Raw genomic sequence first — 16,179 nt, forward strand, 5'->3', positions numbered from 1 at the left:
GCAGCAAGTCGTCCGGAACGTCGCTCGGGAAGTCACTTAGGCAGTCGCTCACGAGGCCGCTTACGAGGGCCTCGTACCGCAGCGTTCGCCGTGGCGGCGATCGCTCTGGCGGGCCTCGCCACCCCCTCGGCCACCGCGGCGGGGGCGGTGGCCCGCCCCGCGTCCTCCCCCGGATGCGACACCGCACGCAGCGCGGTGGCCGCCTCCCTGGACACCCTCACGCGCCGCCACGGCATACCGGGCGCTGCCGCCGAAGTGGACGACGGCACATGCGGCAAGTGGAACATCGCCGGTGGCGTGGCCGACCTGGGCACCGGCCGCCCGATGAACGCGCAGGACCGGCTGCGGATCGGCAGCGTCAGCAAGACCTTCACCGCCACGGTCGTCGTGCAGCTCGCCGCCGAGGGCCGGATCGGGCTGGACGCCCCGGTCGAGCGCTACCTGCCGGGGCTGATCCGGGGCAACGGCCACGACGGCCGCAGGATCACCGTGCGCCAGTTGCTCCAGCACACCAGCGGACTCCCCGACCACTCCGAAGCCCTCGTGGACCGGCCCGTGGAGGAGTGGCGCTACCGCCACTTCGAGCCCCGCGAGCTGATCGCGACCGCGCTCGAGCAGCCCCGCCCGGACAAGAAGTGGCACTACTCGACGACCAACTACCTCATCGCCGGGCTCATCGTCGAGAAGGTCACCGGACGCGGCGTGGAGGCGGAGGTGACCCGCCGGATCCTCAAGCCGCTCGGCCTGCGCACCACGTACTGGCCGGGCGACGAGACGCGCATCCGGGGCCCGCACTCGCGCAGTTACTTCACCGGGCCCGACGCTCCGGACGGCACGCCGTCGCCCCGGATCGACGGCACCGAGTGGAACGTGTCCTTCGGCGGCGCGGGCGGCGCGCTGATCTCGACGCCCTCCGACGTCGGCCGGTTCCTCGGTGCGCTGTCCGGCGGCGAGCTGCTGCCCGCGCGGTGGCTCGGCGAGATGAAGCGCACCGTCCCCGCCGACCCGGACCGGCTGTGGCCCGGCGCCCGCTACGGACTGGGCCTGATCGCCTCTCCCCTGGAGTGCGGCGGCTGGTGGTGGGGGCACGGCGGCACGGTGCCCGGCGGGCACCGGGCGCTGGGCGCGGTCGGCCCCGGTGGCCGGAGCGTGGCCCTCGCCCTCAACCAGGTGCCCGGTACCGACCGGGCGGAAGAGGACTTCCTTGCCGTCGTGAACACCGCGTTCTGTGCCGCCGACCGCACCGGTCACCCCGACAGCACCGACCGGACCGACCGGACCGACCGTTCCGAGGAGACCCCGTGACCATCCTCCGCTCCGTCGCCGCGCGCCGCGCCTCGGCCGCCGGCCTCGCCCTCACCGCCTGCCTCACCGCGGCCCCGGCGGCCTTCGCCTCCGCGCGCACGGCCCCCGCGGCGCAGCCCGCCGCGGCCCCGCCCGAGGCCGGCCTCGACCGCTACTACCAGCAGCGTCTCGACTGGCGCAGCTGCATCAAGGGACCCGACGACACCACAGGCCGTGACCTGGAGAAGGCCGGCGCGCAGTGTGCGGACGTGACCGTACCGCTCGACTACGCCGACCCCCGGGGCCGTACGATCACCGTCGCGATATCCCGGCTCAAGGCCACCGACACCCGCCACCGGGTCGGCCCCCTGCTGATCAACTTCGGCGGTCCCGGCGGACCCGCCCTCGGCGACCCGCCGGAGATGCGCAAGGCCATGAAGGACGTCGGGGCACGCTACGACATCATCGGCATGGATCCGCGCTCCGTCGGCCGCAGCACCCCGCTCGACTGCCACTGGCCGGTGGGCCACTCCATCTACTCGGCCGGCCTCGGCCGGGAGAGCTTCGACCGGCAGGTCGCCCTGCACAAGGACCTGGCCGCGAAGTGCCGCGCCGCGAACGCCTCCCTGCTCCCGCACATCAGCACGCGCAACACGGCCCGCGACATGGACGTCATCAGGGGCGCGCTCGGCGAGCGCAGGATCTCCTACCTGGGCTACTCGTACGGCACCTACCTGGGCACCGTCTACACCCAGTTGTTCCCCGGCCGCTACGACCGGATGGTCCTCGACGGGGCGATCGACCCGCGCCGCTACAACCCCCGGCTGCTGCGGGGCGTCGAGAAGGAGAACGAGCAGGCGCTCGCCGACTGGGCAGCCTGGGCGGCGAAGAAGCACGGGACGTACGGCCTCGGGCGCACCCGCGCCCAGGTGCTCGCCACAGTCGACCGCGTCGTCAAGGCATCCGCGCGCGGGCTGACCCTCGGCACGGACGCCGGCTCCTTCCGGCTCGACGACACCCAGGTGCCGACCCTGATCTTCGGCGCGCTCTCGTCGGACACCGACAGTGCGCGAGCGGAGTTCGGTGACCAGGTCTCCACGCTGGCCAAGGCGGCGGACAACCGACCGGCCCCGCTCTCCCCCGAGTTCAGAAAGACCCTGCAGGAGATGCTGACCAGCAAGAATTCGCAGTACGGAAGCGCGCAGACGGCCATCCTCTGCGGGGACGGCGCCGCCCCGCGCGACCCCGGGGCCTACTGGCGTGACATCGAGCGCAGCCGCGCCGCCCACCCGCTCTTCGGCCCGCTCACGAACAACATCGGCCCGTGCGCCTTCTGGGACCGCCCGCGCGAGGAGCCCACTCGGGTGCGGCACGACGCCCCGGCGCTGATCGTGGCCGCCACCGGCGACACGCGTACCGACTACGAGGGCGGGCGCGCGCTGCACGGCATGCTGCCCGGCTCCAAGCTCATCACCCTCAAGGGCGCCAACCAGCACGGGGTCTACCTCGAGTACGGCAACGCCTGCGTGGACCGGGAGGTCAACGCCTACCTGACCACGGGCGAACTCCCGTCGAACGACCGGACGTGCGTCAGGACGAGCAGCTGACGGGACAGCTGAAGCGCCGCTCCCGTCAGTGCTGGGGGCGGCGCAGTATGGGCATTCACCCACGCGTCACGTCGAGTTGTCGCTCCCGGCGGGCGATCCGTCGCGCGGGGTGGTCTCCCGGGCAGTCCCGGGGGCGGCCCCGCCGAGCGCATCGGGCGCCGCAGGCTCTGCGGGGGCCCCGGAAGCCGGGCTCTCGTAGCGCAGCGCCGAGCGGTGGCTGAGCAACCATGCCAGCGGTACGACCGCGACCGCGGCGAGAACGACGAAGATCGCCCGGGGTCCGAGGAACCCGCCGAGGAACGCGATCACCGAGGGGGCGGCGGCGGTCGGAAGTCCGGTTGCCAGCCGCCACATTCCGGTGGCCCGTCCGATCAGCTCGGGCGGTACGGAGCTGAACATCTCCATCTCCGTGGCCACCGAGATGACGTTCTCACAGACGAAGAAGAGGGTCAGGGCCGCCGTCGCCGCCACGAGGCCCGCGCCGGAGGCGATGAGCAGCAGGGCCCCGCCGGCGCTGGCCAGACCCAGCACGGTGACGGTGCGGATCTTCCACCGGGGGATCTCGGCCGTGATCAGCGCCCCCGTCAGCCCGCCGACGTTGGCCACTGCCAGGGCGACGCCGATGGAGCTCGGCGACGCGTCCAGTGCGTCGCGGGCGAGGAAGACGAAGAGCGCCGTGGTGCCGGTCGAGAACGTGAAGCTCGCGGGCACCATCAGGAGCATCAGCGTGCCCATCTTCTCCCCGCGGGAGAAGATGCGCAGCCCGGCACGCAGCGATTCGGCGAAGGAGACCGGGGCCGACCGGTACTGCTTCTGGCCGGCCACCGGGTTCACCCCGAGGAACCAGACGACGAGCGGGGCCAGGAACGTCGCGCTGTTGAGCCAGAGCAGCCCGGTGTAGCCCAGGGGGACGACGAGCAGGGAGGCCAGTGCCGGCCCGAGGATCAGACTCGTCTGGAACAGCACGGTCAGCGATCCCCGGGACCGCCCGGTGTTGTCCGGGAACATGGCGGGGATCCCCGCGAGCCAGCCGGCCCGGTAGGAGACGGCCCCGATCTGCACGAGCGCCTCCGCCACGTACAGGCTCCACACGGGCACGGGTCCGCCCAGCAGGGCGACGTTGAGCGCCAGTGCGGCGGCGAGCTGCAGCAGCAGCCCGGGCACCACCAGGACGCGTGAGCCGTAACGATCCACCACGTGGCCCAGGAACGGGCCCGCGACGGTGATCACCAGGGGCGACACCGCGACCAGCAGGGCCATCGTCGCGAGGGAGCCCGTATAGCTCAGCACCAGCAGGGGCAGGGCGAAGCCGTACATGCCTTCGCCGAGGTTGTTGGCCAGATTCCCCGCCGCGAACACCCGGAACCGGGGATCCCGCCACGGGCTCGGCTCGGTCTGCAGACTCACCCGACTACCGTCTCACTTCCCGTATCCGGCAGGCAGATGGACCGTGCGCAGCAGCAGGGGCCCCTCCTCGGTGACGTCCCGGATCTGGAGAAAGCCGCCGCGCCCTCCCACCAGCAGCAGGTTGCGCGGCGAGCCCTCGCGGCCGGTGCGACTGGCCAAGGCCTTGGGGAAGTCCTGGAAGGGCTCGATGACGCCCAGCACTTCGGGCGAGCTCGTCTCGTACACCGCCAACTGCAGGCCGTAGGACGTGGCGTACACGCGGTCGCCGATGACCGTCGCGTTCTCGACGGTGTTCTCCAGCGTGTCGGACCAGTGGCCCGTCACCTTGCCGGTGGCGACGTCGACGGACTTGACGGCGAAGTCGCCACCGGTCACCAGGACCGTGTCCTCGTAGCGCTGCATCCGCTTGCAGTAGCCGCCGAGCTCCACCCGCCAGCGTTGCTCGCCGGACGGCTCGAAACAGAAGAGGACTCCGTTGCGGGTGGCGAACAGCAGCTCTCCGGCCGGCCCGTAGGAACAGGTCCACGCCACCAGCCCGGCCACGTCCAGCGTGCGCAGCCGCTCGCCGGTGCGCGCGTCGTGTTCGAAGGCGCCTTCGTTGGCCGCCACCAGCACCCGCTCGCCGTCGGCGTCGGGGCCGAGGTCGTGCAGGTGCGGTGCGAAGGGGACCTGCCAGCGGAATCCTCCGTCCCGGTCGTGGCGGAAGAGACTTCCCGACCGGGTGACGCCGAGGAACGTGCCGTCCGCGAGGGGCCGGACGCGGCGGACGAAGCCCAGGCCGAGGTCCCACCGCCGGGTGACCCGTGCGTTCGGGTGGGAGGCTTCGACGTCCGTCAGCTCGATGGCGAGCACCCCGGTGTCCGTCGCGACGAGGTAGCCGTCCTCGGTGAGCGGGTCCGGCTGGATGTCCCACACGCACCGGCTGTCGAAGTCGAGGCGGGCCAGGCGCTCGCCCTCCGGGGAGACCCGCTCCATCTGCCCGTCCTGGGTGAGCACCACCAGGTGGCCGCGGGAGGTGATCGTCATGTCGGTGATCTGGTGGCGGAACGGTGCGATGGTCCGCACGATGCGCGGCTCGCTCTCCCGGTTGTCGAAGACGGTGATCTCGCCTTCGAAACCCGCGCAGAAGGCGAACGAGAAGGTGTCGTCGAACTCCAGGGCCTCGACGTCGTCGGCCGCGAACTTGAAGTTGTGCAGCATCCGCCCGTCCGGGCCGATGACCACCACCCCGTTGCTGACGTACAGGGCTTCGTCCTCGCCGGCGTCCTGCGTCACCCAGTACCGGTCGTGACGGCGGTCGTAGCGGACCCGGTGCAGGTTGAGCTTGTCGTCCAGCCGCACATGGACCGGGAAGTCGAAGGCCGCGAGGTCACCGATGTAGAGGTTGCCGTGCTTGTCGGCGACGCACTGCTCACCGGGCCGCTCGGTGCAGAACCACTCGAGGAAGTGGTCGGTGATGGAGGGCCGCACCTCGATGAGGTCGAAGGTCCGCGCGTCGATGACCGCGATCTCCATGTAGCCGTTGTTGACGTAGAGCTTGTCCTGCCAGACGCAGATCCCGCGGTTGATGAGGGTGGAGGGTTCCTCGCCCTCCAGGTACTCGCCGTCGCCCCGCAGGTGCTGCGCGTCGAGCGAGTTGACCGGGTGCAGCGAATGCAGGCTCCACTGGGTCACCGTGCCGCGGGCGTCCTTGGTGTAGGCGAAGTCGCCCGAGGTGGTCACCGCGTAGACGGGGGCGACGGACTCGGGATGACGGCCGGAGCGGACAAGATCGAAGTCCTCGTCCAGCAGGTGGATTCCGCCGCGGACGTCGGTCACGAGAAGCCCATGGCCCTCGACCCACATCACCCTGGCAGCGCGCTGAGTCAGCTTCATGAGTGTGTACTTCTCCCGGCGTTCGTCGGTTGAGGGGCCCGGAAGCCCCGGTGAGGGCTTCCGGGCCTTTCATCGCCGTGCGGCGGTTACTCCGGGTCACTTGGTGGAGTTCATGTAGCGGCGGACGACCTTGCGCATAGCACTCACCTCCCTCCGGCGTGTTGTCTGATCCTGGGTCCACCGGTCACGTCGTCGGCAGCGCGACGCGTACGGGCCGGCAGTCGGGGCGGGCGACGATCAGTGCGTCGCCCGGTAGGGGGGCTCGTGGCAGCTCGATGACGACGTCCAGGTCCTCGCCGTCGCGCACGGTGCCGACGGGGACGTCCTGGCCGCCGGTGCCCGGGGACAGGGTGACGGTCCACGGCACCGGCTGTTCCGGATCGTCGACGCCCTGCGCGGAGGCGCACAGGCGCACGGTGCCGTCGGGGAACGCGGTGGCGGAGCCGGTCACCTCCCGGCTGAGGATGCGCTCGCCGAGCTCGTACATGCCCCCGTGTTTGACCAGCGGGGTGGCGTTGCGCGCCGGATCGACCGCCATCCAGACGGCCTCTCCGACGATCAGCGCGTAGTCGGGGAGGTCCACCACCGACCGGACGCGGCACTCGGCGCTGAGCGTGCCGCCCTCGACGGTCGGTGTGCCGGTCACGACGGGCTCGCGCAGCCGCAGGCCGGACGCCGAGCTCTTGTCTATCTCGGCGCCCGTGAAGGTGCCGGCGAAGTTCGCCAGGGAGGCCATGGACGCGTCGCAGAGGGTCAGGCCGAACTCGCGCCGTTCCAGGATGAGTCCCGTGGTGTGGTTCTTGATCTGGCAGCCGACGGCGAAGTGCGGTGGCCGCCGGGCCACGAGGTAGGTCCACTCCGCGGACATGAGGTTCACGCCGCTCGGCCCGGTCGCGGTGATGATGCCGACCGTGGACGTCCCGTACCGCATCAGCTGCTCGACCAGGTCCTGGCTGATCATTCCTGCGCCCCCTCCGTGGTTCCGGTCACGACAGCGCTTCCTTGACGTCCCGGTCGGCATCGAGGGTGAGCCCGTGCCGGGTGATCGTGGATTTCGCCGCGAGATACCGGATGTTGTGGGGGTTGGCATAGGTCTCGGTGGGTATTTCGTGGACGACTTCGATGCCGTTCCGGCGCAGCTGTTCCGACTTGTCGGAGTTGTTCGTCAAGAGATCGATCCGATGGATGCCGGCCGCCTGGAGCATTTGCGCCGCCACCGCATAGTCGCGGGCGTCGGGAGCGAACCCGAGCGCGGTGTTCGCCTCGAAGGTGTCCATGCCGGTGTCCTGCAACGCATAGGTGTCGATCTTGTTGTAGAGACCGATACCGCGCCCCTCCTGCCGGAGATAGACGAGCGCTCCGCCGCGTTCGTGTATGCGGCGCTGGGCCTCGCGCAACTGCGGGCCGCAGTCGCAGCGCAACGAGCCGAAGACGTCGCCGGTCAGGCACTCGGAATGGACGCGGACCAAGGGGATGTCGCCCGGTGTCCCCATGCTGATCAGTACGTGCTCGCCGTTGTGGGAAAGAGCGTCGAAAGAGGTGACGGTCGCTTCCACGGGCCGGCCGGTCCCTATGTCCAGCGGGACGACCACGGTCCGGCGAACAGTGGCTCCGCCGCGTTCATCAGGGAAATGCCCCGGTCTCTCTGACGCCATCATGCCCCTCCTGATACGTGACCGCCGCACCTGCCCCGTCCGACCGCATCACAGGGACAGTTACGCGAATCACTCCCACCCCGAGCACCACCGCCCACACTAGCCAATGCCCGTCCCCTGAACCTTGCATAAATGCGCCAGAGTTCACGGGTCAAACACGAGTCAAACAAGTGGCGTCTTTCAGAAGCTCCACTCCGGTTGGTCCGGCTTTGGGCTGTGACTCCTGATGCAGGAGAGAATTCTGAAGGAGTCTCGGAGATCGACATCCGAGCCGGGCGACGGCCGGGGCTGACGATTTCTCACGCCTCGCCCGGGACACGCCGCCCGCTCGCGGAGGTACCCGGCCCTCAGTGCCCGTGCCGCTGACCGTGCCGCGGCCCGTGCTCGCGGGCGGCCGCCTGTTGCTGGAGGAGGGCCGCGATGTGGTTGATGTCGTCCATGACGGCGAGGAGACCCTTGATGTCCGGTGCGGAGGCGCCGTTGACGCCGATGAAGAAGGTGTGGCGCCGGCCGTGGCCGGCGTCGAAGTATCCGGCCAGGGTCTCGCCGGCCACGGCCAGCCGGTTGTTGACGGCGTCGAAGCCCGCGACCGTGCCGGGCTTGGCGAAGACCTTGCCGTGGGCCGGGCAGGTGGCCGCGCGGGTGCAGGAGCCGGCGAGCGAGCCGTCGACGCCCAGGATCGGCAGGGCCTTGCGGAACCGGGCCGCCTCGGGGGTGCGCTCCCAGTACCTCAGCAGGCGCGGGAAGGCCGTCGGGACGATGCGGTCCACGGGGTTGCCGCCGCGCCCGTCCAGCAGCTGCAGCTGCCGCGGGTCGACCCCGGCCTTGCGGACGAACTCGGCGAGCGGCCGGAAGCCGTCGTCGCAGCTGCGGCTCCCGGTGTGCACGGCCATCAGGCAGATGCCCAGGTTCGCCCCGAGGTTGTGGCTGACCTTGAGGATGACCTTGGCGTACTCGGCGTACGGAGGCGACACGTATGCCGCCACGCGCTCCGCGGCGTGCCGGTCCTGTCGCAGGAGGGCGACCGGGTTGGGGCCGGTCGCGTGCGCGTGGACGGTGACGCCCGCACGGCCGAGCGCCTCGATGAGGGCGGTCCGTCCGAAGGCGTCGGGGTTGCGCACCGGGGACACCCTCAGGACGGGCTTCGCCCCGGCGGCGATCGTCCCGGTCAGGGTGATGTGCGTGCCGTCCGGCGAGGCGGTGACGGAGATGTCGGTGGTGCCGCCCGCCGCGACGGTGCGCACCTGCGAGTCGACCTGGTACGGCGCGACGTGCGGGCGCCAGTCCAGCCGGGCGGGCTGACCGGCGGACGTCGGGGTGGTGAGCAGGTCGATCAGGTTGTCGTTGACGATGAGCGGGGCCGGCCCCGGGTCCAGGTTCTCGGACGAGGTGAAGAGCCGGGAGTCGACGACGACGTCCCCCTTGACCTCCGTGATGCCCGAGTGCCGTACCTGACGGGCCAGTTCGTCGATCCCCGCCAGCGGGTTCTGCGGGGTCAGCGTCGCGCCGGGGACGTCGTTGGCGTACGTGTGGTCGATGTCGGTGTACTCCATGGTGCCGCCCGGGCCCGTCCGGCCGCCCAGGCTGAGGTCGCCCTGGCCGACGAGCACGAGGTGGCCGTCCAGCGCCGCATGGTTGCGGTGCCCGACGGCCAGCACGGGCGTGGTGAACCGGTGGTCGCCGCCGATGGTCCGCCAGGTGGCCGAGACGCTGAACAGCTTGGCCGCGGAGCCGGGGATGAAGAATTCTCCGGCGTTCTCCGACCGGACGGTGCGCCCCTTCTCGTCGACCTCCAGCAGGCCCCACCGCGCGTGCTCGTACCCGGGCTTCCTCATCACCGCCTCGATGGCGGCTCCGGGCCCGCGCTCGCGCACCGCCGCCGCGGGACCCGCGGACGCCGCCGTCAACGCGGTGATCACGGCGACCGCGACGCCCGCCCGTGCCCGCCATCCCCGCGTGAAGCCTGTCATCGCGCCACCTGTTCCCACTCCGGGTCGCCCCGCCGTCCGCCACGGCCCGTGACCGTGCCGATTGCGGCAGCCGTACCGCGCGGGACACCCCCGCCGAACGTCACGGCCGGTACCTTCACCCGCGCGGTCCAGCCCCGGCGGGACAGGGAACACGTTCAGCCCAGCGGGTGCCGGCGGTCGGCACGTCAGCTGATGCGCCGGGCCCGCCCGGTTCGCCTCCGGCAGCGCGACCGCGCCCGGCTGACGGTCCGTCACGCAGGCACGGGCATCTCCAGCGTGGCGAGCGCCCGGTCGGCCACCTCGGCCGGGGCCGCGGTGATGACGTCGTCGAGCGCGGCCCGGGAGCTCTGCAGGTCCGTGATGGCGCGCGTGATCCTGTCGCGCTCCCGGAAGAGGTCCGCGACCAGGTCCGAGCAGGTGGGAACGAGCCGTTCGCCCTCGTCCCGCAGACAGGGCAGGATCGCGGCGATGGTGGCGGTGTTCAGACCGGCGGCGAGCAGGCTGCGGATGCGGCGCACGGCGGCGACGTCCCCTTCGGCGTATTCCCGGTAGCCGCTGGGGAGGCGGTCGGGGTGGAGCAGGCCCTGCGCCTCGTAGTAGCGCAGCAGCCGCTCATGGACCCCGGTCCTCCGGGACAGTTCGCCGATCCTCATGCCGTTCCCCCGTAACCGCCGCGCGGGGCGGGCCCGGCAGCTTGACTCTGACACAGATGTCAGAGTTTAGCGTCCGCGGCATGAACAAGACCTTCCTCCCCCTCGCCGCCCTGAGCACGAGCGTCTTCGTCGTCGGCACGGCGGAATACCTGGTCGCGGGCATGCTGCCGCAGGTCGGGGCGGATCTCGGGATCTCGGAGGGGACGGCCGGGCAGTCCGTGACCGTCTACGCCCTGGGCGTGGTGATCGGCGGACCCGTGGTGACCGTGCTGACGTCCCGGGTGCCCCGCAAACGGCTGGCCGTGGGACTGATGCTGCTGTTCGCGGCGGGCAGCGCGGTCTGCGCCCTGGCGCCCGCCTTCGGCATGCTGCTCACCGGGCGCGTGCTCTCCTCCCTCAGCCACGCCGCGTTCCTGGCGGTGGCGATGGTGGTCACGACCGGCATGGTCCCTCCGGAGAGGACCGGAACGGCCGTCGCCACCGTCGCCTCCGGCTTCGCCGTGGCCACCCTGCTCGGCGTGCCGCTGGGTTCCCTGCTGGGGCAGGGCGCCGGATGGCGCGCCCCCTTCTGGGCGTTGACCGCGCTCGCCCTGGCCGCGACCGCGGCGCTCGCCGCCGTCCTGCCCGAGCAGCCGGCAACCGCCACGCGCGTACGGGACGAGCTGCGCGTGGTCACCCGCAAGCCGGTGCTGCTGGCCATCGCCGCCACTGCCGTCGGCTTTTCGGGCGTGACCACCGTCTTCACCTACCTCACGCCGCTCCTCTCCCGGATCGCGGACTTCTCCCCGGCCGCCGTCTCCGGGCTCCTCCTCGCCTACGGCGCGGGCAGCGTCCTGGGCAACCTGGCTGCCGGAAAGCTGACGGACAAGTCCCTGTCCACGACCGTGCGCGGGGTGTTCGGCGGCCTGACCGGCGTGCTGGCCCTCGTGCCGTTCGCCGTCCTGTGGCAGCCCACCGCCGTGCTCGCGGTCCTCGGGCTCGGGCTGCTCGCCACGGCCACCATCGCTCCGCTGCAAGGACTGATCCTGCGGCACGCGGGGACCGCGCCCACCCTGGCCGTCGCCGTCAACGCGGGCGCCTTCAACCTCGGCGCGGCCGCCGGATCCGCCCTGGGCGGGGCGATGGTCGCCGCGGGCGCCCTGCGCTGGACCGGCCTGGCCGGAGCCCTGATGACCGCGGCCGGCCTGGCCCTGACCTACGCGGTCCTGCCCCGCGCCGACGACGGGCGTCGTCCTGCCGCCGGGCGGCAGGACGACCGGTCTCACCCGCAGCGAGTCCTCACACGCAGGAGGTGAAGGCCGGGCTCGTGTTCGCGATGGACATCGTGGCCTCTGCTGGTTCTATCCGTGACCGGCCGGGGTCACGCCGAAGACCGCCGCCATGCGCAGGCCCGCCTCCGGGTCGCCCGAGGCCGTCGCCGAGCCGCCGGCGAAGGCGTCCTCCAGGGTCAGGGCGCCCGCGCCGAGCTGGAGCAGGGTGGCGAGGTCGGTGACGAGCGTCGCGGCGGCGTCGGGGGCGGGGCCCTGGCCCATCTCCACGGTTCCCTCGTCGACCCGTGCGTGGAAGAGGAAGTCGCCGATGCGGAACTCGTAGGTCTCGTGGACGCCGCCGGCCGCGTCCGGCCGGAAAGCGGCTCCGACTGCTCCGATGATGCCGTACCGGCCGTGGGTGGCTTCGAGGTGGGCGCCGAGGATCGAGACCGCGCGGGCGACGGCGTCGAGCCCGCCCTCCACTTGGGCGATCCCCCGCTCCAGCGCGTCCTCGACGGCCAGCAGCCTGGCGCCGACGGCGATGAACGTCGTCAGATCCGTGCTGACCACGCACGCGGCTTCCCCGGCCGAGCCGTGCCGGATGTCGAGCGTGCCGTCGTCCACACGGAGGTGGAACACATCGCCGTCGACGCGGAACTCGTACGTCTCGTGCAGGCCGCGGGCGAGTTCGGGCCTGAAGCCGGCACGCACGCAGCCGAGCAGCCAGCCGAGCCGAAAGCGCTCGCCGGGCCGCGGCGCACCGAGGAACCGCAGGCCCCAGCGGGTGAGCTCGTCGACCACCGGCCGCATCGCCTCGCCGAGCGCGGTCAGTTCGTACACCGTCGACGCGGCCGGGGGCGGCATCCGGGACCGGTTCACGAGGCCCGCCTCGCGCAGCTCGCGCAGCCGCTCGGCCAGCACATTGGGGCCGATGCCGGGCAGGCCGGCGACGAGGTCGGTGTAGCGCCTCGGCCCGAGCAGGAGCTCACGCACGATCAGCAGGGTCCAGCGGCCGCCTATCACGTCGAGGGCCCGGGCGGCACGAAGGACGAGGAGTGGACCCGGGCCGCGGACGTCTTCGGCGCCAACGGCCTGGAGATCGCCGGCGACCAGCTGTACGCGAGCGCCATCACCGACACCTCCTCCCCGGTCTACCGCATCCCGCTGAACGACCCGGCGCGCCGTACGACGGTCACGCACCTCAGCAGGAACCTCCTGGACATGAAGTTCCTCGACGACCTCACCTACGCCGACGGGAGCCTGGTCGTCGCGTCCTTCCGCGACGGTCAGCTCATCCGGGTGGACCCGGACACCGGCCGCTCCTGCGTCCTGGCGAGCGGGCTGCACATGCCCAGCAGCGTCCGGGTGGCCCGCGGCTTCGGCGAACACAGCGCCCAGAAGGCCCTGTTCGTGGTGGAGGCTTCCGGCCGCATCCTGAAGGTGACTCTCCGCTGAGCCGGGCCGGCACGGATACCGAGGGTCTCCAGGGCGTCAGGACGTGGGGCCCTGCATGTGCTCACTGATCCACTGGATGAGGCCCCCGGTCTCCATGTTGGGCACATAGCTGGCGGCATTGTGCTCCCCGCCCTGGATCACGTGGTACTTCGTCTTGACCGGTCCCTTGTTGCCGTACTTGTCGACAAAGCGGTCGATCGGCGGCTTGACCGGCTCACTGGAGCCGACCTGGAAGGCCAGGTAGACGTCCGGGCCCTTGCTCGCCATGAGCCGCTGGGCCAGGACGTCGGAGCTGTTGTCCGCCTTCTCCTTCGCGTGGCCGGCCCACAGGCGCGAATCGGGGACGATGTCGGGGCCGGAGGCGATGACGGCCTTGAACTTGTCCGGCTTCTGCAGCACGGACTTCAGGCCCGCGGAGGCCCCGGTGGACGAGCCCATGAAGGCCCAGCCGTCGCGGGACTTGATGGTCCGGAAGTTCTCCTTGATCAGCTGCGGGACGTCCTCGGTGAGCCAGGTGCCCATCTTCGGCTGGCCCGGGATGTCACTGCCGTCCCAGTACTGGCCGAGCTTCGGGTCCTTGGGGTCCTTGTCGTGGTTCTCCGGGTTCAGCACCGGCATCGCGATGATGAAGGGCAGGCTCTTGCCCTCCTTCGCCCACTTGGATATGGAGGCCTGGAGCTTGAGGTCCGAGCCCATCCAGTAGTTGTTGGGGAAGCCCGACCCGCCGGGCAGGGCTATCAGCACCGGGAAGCCGCTCTTGGCGTACTTCGGGTCGTCGTACTCCTTGGGGGCCCAGACCCAGACCTTGCCCTTGAAGCCGGACTTCTTGCCCTCGTACGTCGTCACGGCGACCTTGGACCCGTCCTCGGGGACGGTGCCGGAGACCTTGAAGCCGGCGTCCGGCCCCAGGGGCATCAGGGCCTTCGAGCCCGGCGCCTGGTCGCCGTTCTTCCCGTCCGCCGCCCCCTGGCCGAAGGAGATCGGGTCCCCCTTGTCCGTGAACGGCGGGATCTCGAAGTAGGACATGACCGGCCAGGCGACCAGGCCGAGGGTGACGACGGAAGCCGCGGCGACGATCCAGCGCTTGGTGCGGGCCGGACGTCCCCGCCGGGTCTGGTTGGTGGTCGGCGGGCTGTATGTCATCGGACGGACCTCACTCCGGTGCCGGGGGCTCGCGCGGGCCCTCGTCGTTTCTGTGGCGCCTGAAGAGATGAGGTGGGCGATGCGGAGGGTTCCGATTCTCATAGAATGATGACATTTTTACCTGACCATGACGGTCGCGGTGAGGCGCCTGCGCAAGCCGGCGGCTCGGATCCATTCGGCTCAGTTCGGTTCGGCTCAGCTCATGTGCCGTACGAAGACGTCCGTGACCCCGTTGCTATCACCGGGCACGAGGTTCGCGGCGTACGACGCGAAGGCCACCACGTGCCCGCCGAGGGCGAACGCGGGCGAGCGACTCGGCGGATGCGGGGGTGAGTCCGTGCCGGTGGAGGCAGCATGCCGTGCCGCCGCCTCCGGCGGCCATCCGGATGTGAGCCGAAACGGGCCCGGGCTCGCTCGCCCAGGGCGCCGCGGCCTACTGGTCGGGGTCGACGGTGCCCATGGGGTGCGGGGGCGGTTGCCGGAGAGGCGTGCGGAGATCGTTCACCCGGTCCTTGGTCCTGCCCTCGCCCCTGTCCCTGATCACCAGTGCCAGCGGGGCGTAGTGATAGTCGACGCCGTGCGGCTCCTTCTGGCTCCACTCCCCTTGATCGTCCTTCGGCCACTCCGTTTCACCGGTGACCACCCGTGCCGGGATCAACCAGTAGTCACCGGTCCGGTACTGCTGCGGCTTCTCGCCTTCTTTGTCCTTTCCGAAGTGGACCTGAACGCCGTCCTCGAGGTCGATCCAGCGGCCCTGGTCGACGAGGAGCGTGTACCGGCCCGCGTGCGGCTGGTCCTCGGCCTTCTCCTGCTTCTTCTTCGGCTTCGCAGGCTCCGGACGGTGGTCCCACCGGCGCAGTACGGGGTGCAGGGCCGGGTCGGCGCCGAGGCCCGGCTGGTGGCGGTCCTGGGAGGGGTCGTCGTGCAGGACGACCTGCCGGGCGGTGTGGTCGGCCTCCACGACGCGGTACAGGCTGGTGGACTCCTTGGAAATCTCGTCCGCGGCGGCGCGGCAGACCGTGGCGTCGTCGACGATCTCGACGATGTCCCCCGCCTCCACACCGAGCCGCCCGTCCCGGCCCAGGGACTCCAGTTCCAGCGTGGCGCCGGCGGCCGATCGGACGGGGAGGACCACTGAGGCGTTCTCCCTCGACCATTTGAAGGTCGCTTTGCCCGCCGGGCCGCCCTGGTGGATCTCCACCCGGTAGAGCTGGTTCTCCGGGCCGCGGAAGCCCGACTCCGGCGGCAGGTCGCACGGGTCGGTTCCCTCCTCGGGACGCGCGACCTTGGCGGCGAGCGTCCCGCGGGGCTTCAATCGTTCGTCGAGCCTGGCTTTGAGCACGACGAGAGGGTTCGTATCGTGGCGGAGGAGGCTTTCCTCGGCCGGCAACCAGTCGAGCTGCCAGACGACGCGGGATCGCGCACTCGTGTCGGGGCCGTGCAGGCCCAGGGCGACCTCCCGCAGGGACGGCTCCTGGGCCGCGGTGACCAGTCTTTCCCAGACCCTGAGGTAGACCACGAACGACGCCGAAAAGTCCGGAGTCCGGTCCGGGTCGGGGAAACCGTCGGGCTGATTCTGGTAGTTGGTCCCCGGCCCGCACTCGCACAAGATGCCGTCGACGTACATGCGCCCTCTCGTCACGGAGAAGGTGCCGTTCTCGAACGCGACCTTGAAGCCCCCGGCCTCATTCCCTGTGATGCCCGCGGGATAGACCGCCGGGCCGAAGAGGTCGGTGACGAGGGTGCGCATGTAGTGCATCAGGATGGCGGTCTGCTCGTTGAGGTCGGCGTCGAGCTGGACGCGTCCTTGCTGGGCCAGGACGGCGGAGAACCGCCGGTCCTTGTCGAACGTGACGCGGGAGAAGTCGCCTTGCATGGGT

The 16,179-nt window shown here is 71.1% G+C and carries 13 protein-coding genes; 4 read left to right on the forward strand and 9 right to left on the reverse strand.

Annotated elements, in window-relative coordinates; all coding sequences use genetic code 11:
* Positions 1-90 precede the first annotated feature (90 nt).
* Both V7793_RS08025 and V7793_RS08030 read left to right on the forward strand, forming a co-directional pair.
* Positions 91-1,305, forward strand: a complete 1,215-nt coding sequence (locus tag V7793_RS08025; RefSeq protein ID WP_443057864.1) for a serine hydrolase domain-containing protein — start codon at positions 91-93, stop codon at positions 1,303-1,305.
* Positions 1,302-2,891 (forward strand): alpha/beta hydrolase, encoded by a 1,590-nt coding sequence (locus tag V7793_RS08030; protein WP_336003680.1) that lies wholly within the window; start codon positions 1,302-1,304, stop codon positions 2,889-2,891. The genes V7793_RS08025 and V7793_RS08030 overlap by 4 nt, the downstream gene beginning before the upstream one ends.
* 66 nt (positions 2,892-2,957) lie before the next feature.
* Here the strand turns inward: V7793_RS08030 and V7793_RS08035 are convergent, their stop codons facing one another.
* The 6 genes from V7793_RS08035 to V7793_RS08060 all read right to left on the reverse strand — a co-directional run bounded on the left by V7793_RS08035 (position 2,958) and on the right by V7793_RS08060 (position 10,451).
* On the reverse strand, positions 2,958-4,298 hold the full coding sequence (locus V7793_RS08035; protein ID WP_336003681.1) for an MFS transporter: 1,341 nt from the start codon (positions 4,296-4,298) through the stop codon (positions 2,958-2,960).
* Positions 4,299-4,310: 12 nt separating this feature from the next.
* Positions 4,311-6,173, reverse strand: coding sequence for an outer membrane protein assembly factor BamB family protein (locus V7793_RS08040; protein ID WP_336003683.1), 1,863 nt, complete (start codon positions 6,171-6,173; stop codon positions 4,311-4,313).
* A gap of 184 nt (positions 6,174-6,357) precedes the next feature.
* The gene (locus V7793_RS08045) at positions 6,358-7,134 is read right to left on the reverse strand and encodes a flavin reductase family protein (protein ID WP_336003684.1); all 777 of its coding nucleotides are present in this window, start codon (positions 7,132-7,134) and stop codon (positions 6,358-6,360) included.
* Positions 7,135-7,159: 25 nt separating this feature from the next.
* Entirely contained in the window at positions 7,160-7,828 is a 669-nt protein-coding gene (locus V7793_RS08050) for a GTP cyclohydrolase II (protein ID WP_443057865.1), read from the reverse strand.
* A gap of 347 nt (positions 7,829-8,175) precedes the next feature.
* On the reverse strand, positions 8,176-9,798 hold the full coding sequence (gene dacB / locus V7793_RS08055) for a D-alanyl-D-alanine carboxypeptidase/D-alanyl-D-alanine endopeptidase (RefSeq protein WP_336003688.1): 1,623 nt from the start codon (positions 9,796-9,798) through the stop codon (positions 8,176-8,178).
* A 251-nt stretch (positions 9,799-10,049) separates the two neighbouring features.
* Positions 10,050-10,451: a MerR family transcriptional regulator gene (locus V7793_RS08060; protein ID WP_336003689.1), complete on the reverse strand. Its 402-nt coding sequence runs from the start codon at positions 10,449-10,451 to the stop codon at positions 10,050-10,052.
* Between the two features lie 80 nt (positions 10,452-10,531).
* Between V7793_RS08060 and V7793_RS08065 the strand changes: the two genes are divergently transcribed.
* Entirely contained in the window at positions 10,532-11,746 is a 1,215-nt protein-coding gene (locus tag V7793_RS08065) for an MFS transporter (protein ID WP_336003691.1), read from the forward strand.
* A 45-nt stretch (positions 11,747-11,791) separates the two neighbouring features.
* Here V7793_RS08065 and V7793_RS08070 read toward each other — a convergent pair whose 3' ends face one another.
* Positions 11,792-12,901, reverse strand: a complete 1,110-nt coding sequence (locus V7793_RS08070; RefSeq protein WP_336003693.1) for a winged helix-turn-helix transcriptional regulator — start codon at positions 12,899-12,901, stop codon at positions 11,792-11,794.
* Between the two features lie 21 nt (positions 12,902-12,922).
* On the opposite strand from V7793_RS08070, the gene V7793_RS08075 reads away from it, so the two are divergent.
* On the forward strand, positions 12,923-13,156 hold the full coding sequence (locus V7793_RS08075; protein ID WP_336003695.1) for a hypothetical protein: 234 nt from the start codon (positions 12,923-12,925) through the stop codon (positions 13,154-13,156).
* 36 nt (positions 13,157-13,192) lie between these two features.
* Here V7793_RS08075 and V7793_RS08080 read toward each other — a convergent pair whose 3' ends face one another.
* On the reverse strand, positions 13,193-14,299 hold the full coding sequence (locus V7793_RS08080) for an alpha/beta hydrolase (RefSeq protein WP_336003697.1): 1,107 nt from the start codon (positions 14,297-14,299) through the stop codon (positions 13,193-13,195).
* Positions 14,300-14,732: 433 nt separating this feature from the next.
* Positions 14,733-16,175 carry a DUF6519 domain-containing protein gene (locus tag V7793_RS08085; protein ID WP_336003699.1) on the reverse strand — a complete coding sequence of 481 codons (1,443 nt, stop codon included), beginning with the start codon at positions 16,173-16,175 and terminating at the stop codon, positions 14,733-14,735.
* Positions 16,176-16,179 lie beyond the last annotated feature (4 nt).

The organism is Streptomyces sp. KLMMK (assembly GCF_036961605.1).
Taxonomy (GTDB): domain Bacteria; phylum Actinomycetota; class Actinomycetes; order Streptomycetales; family Streptomycetaceae; genus Streptomyces; species Streptomyces telluris.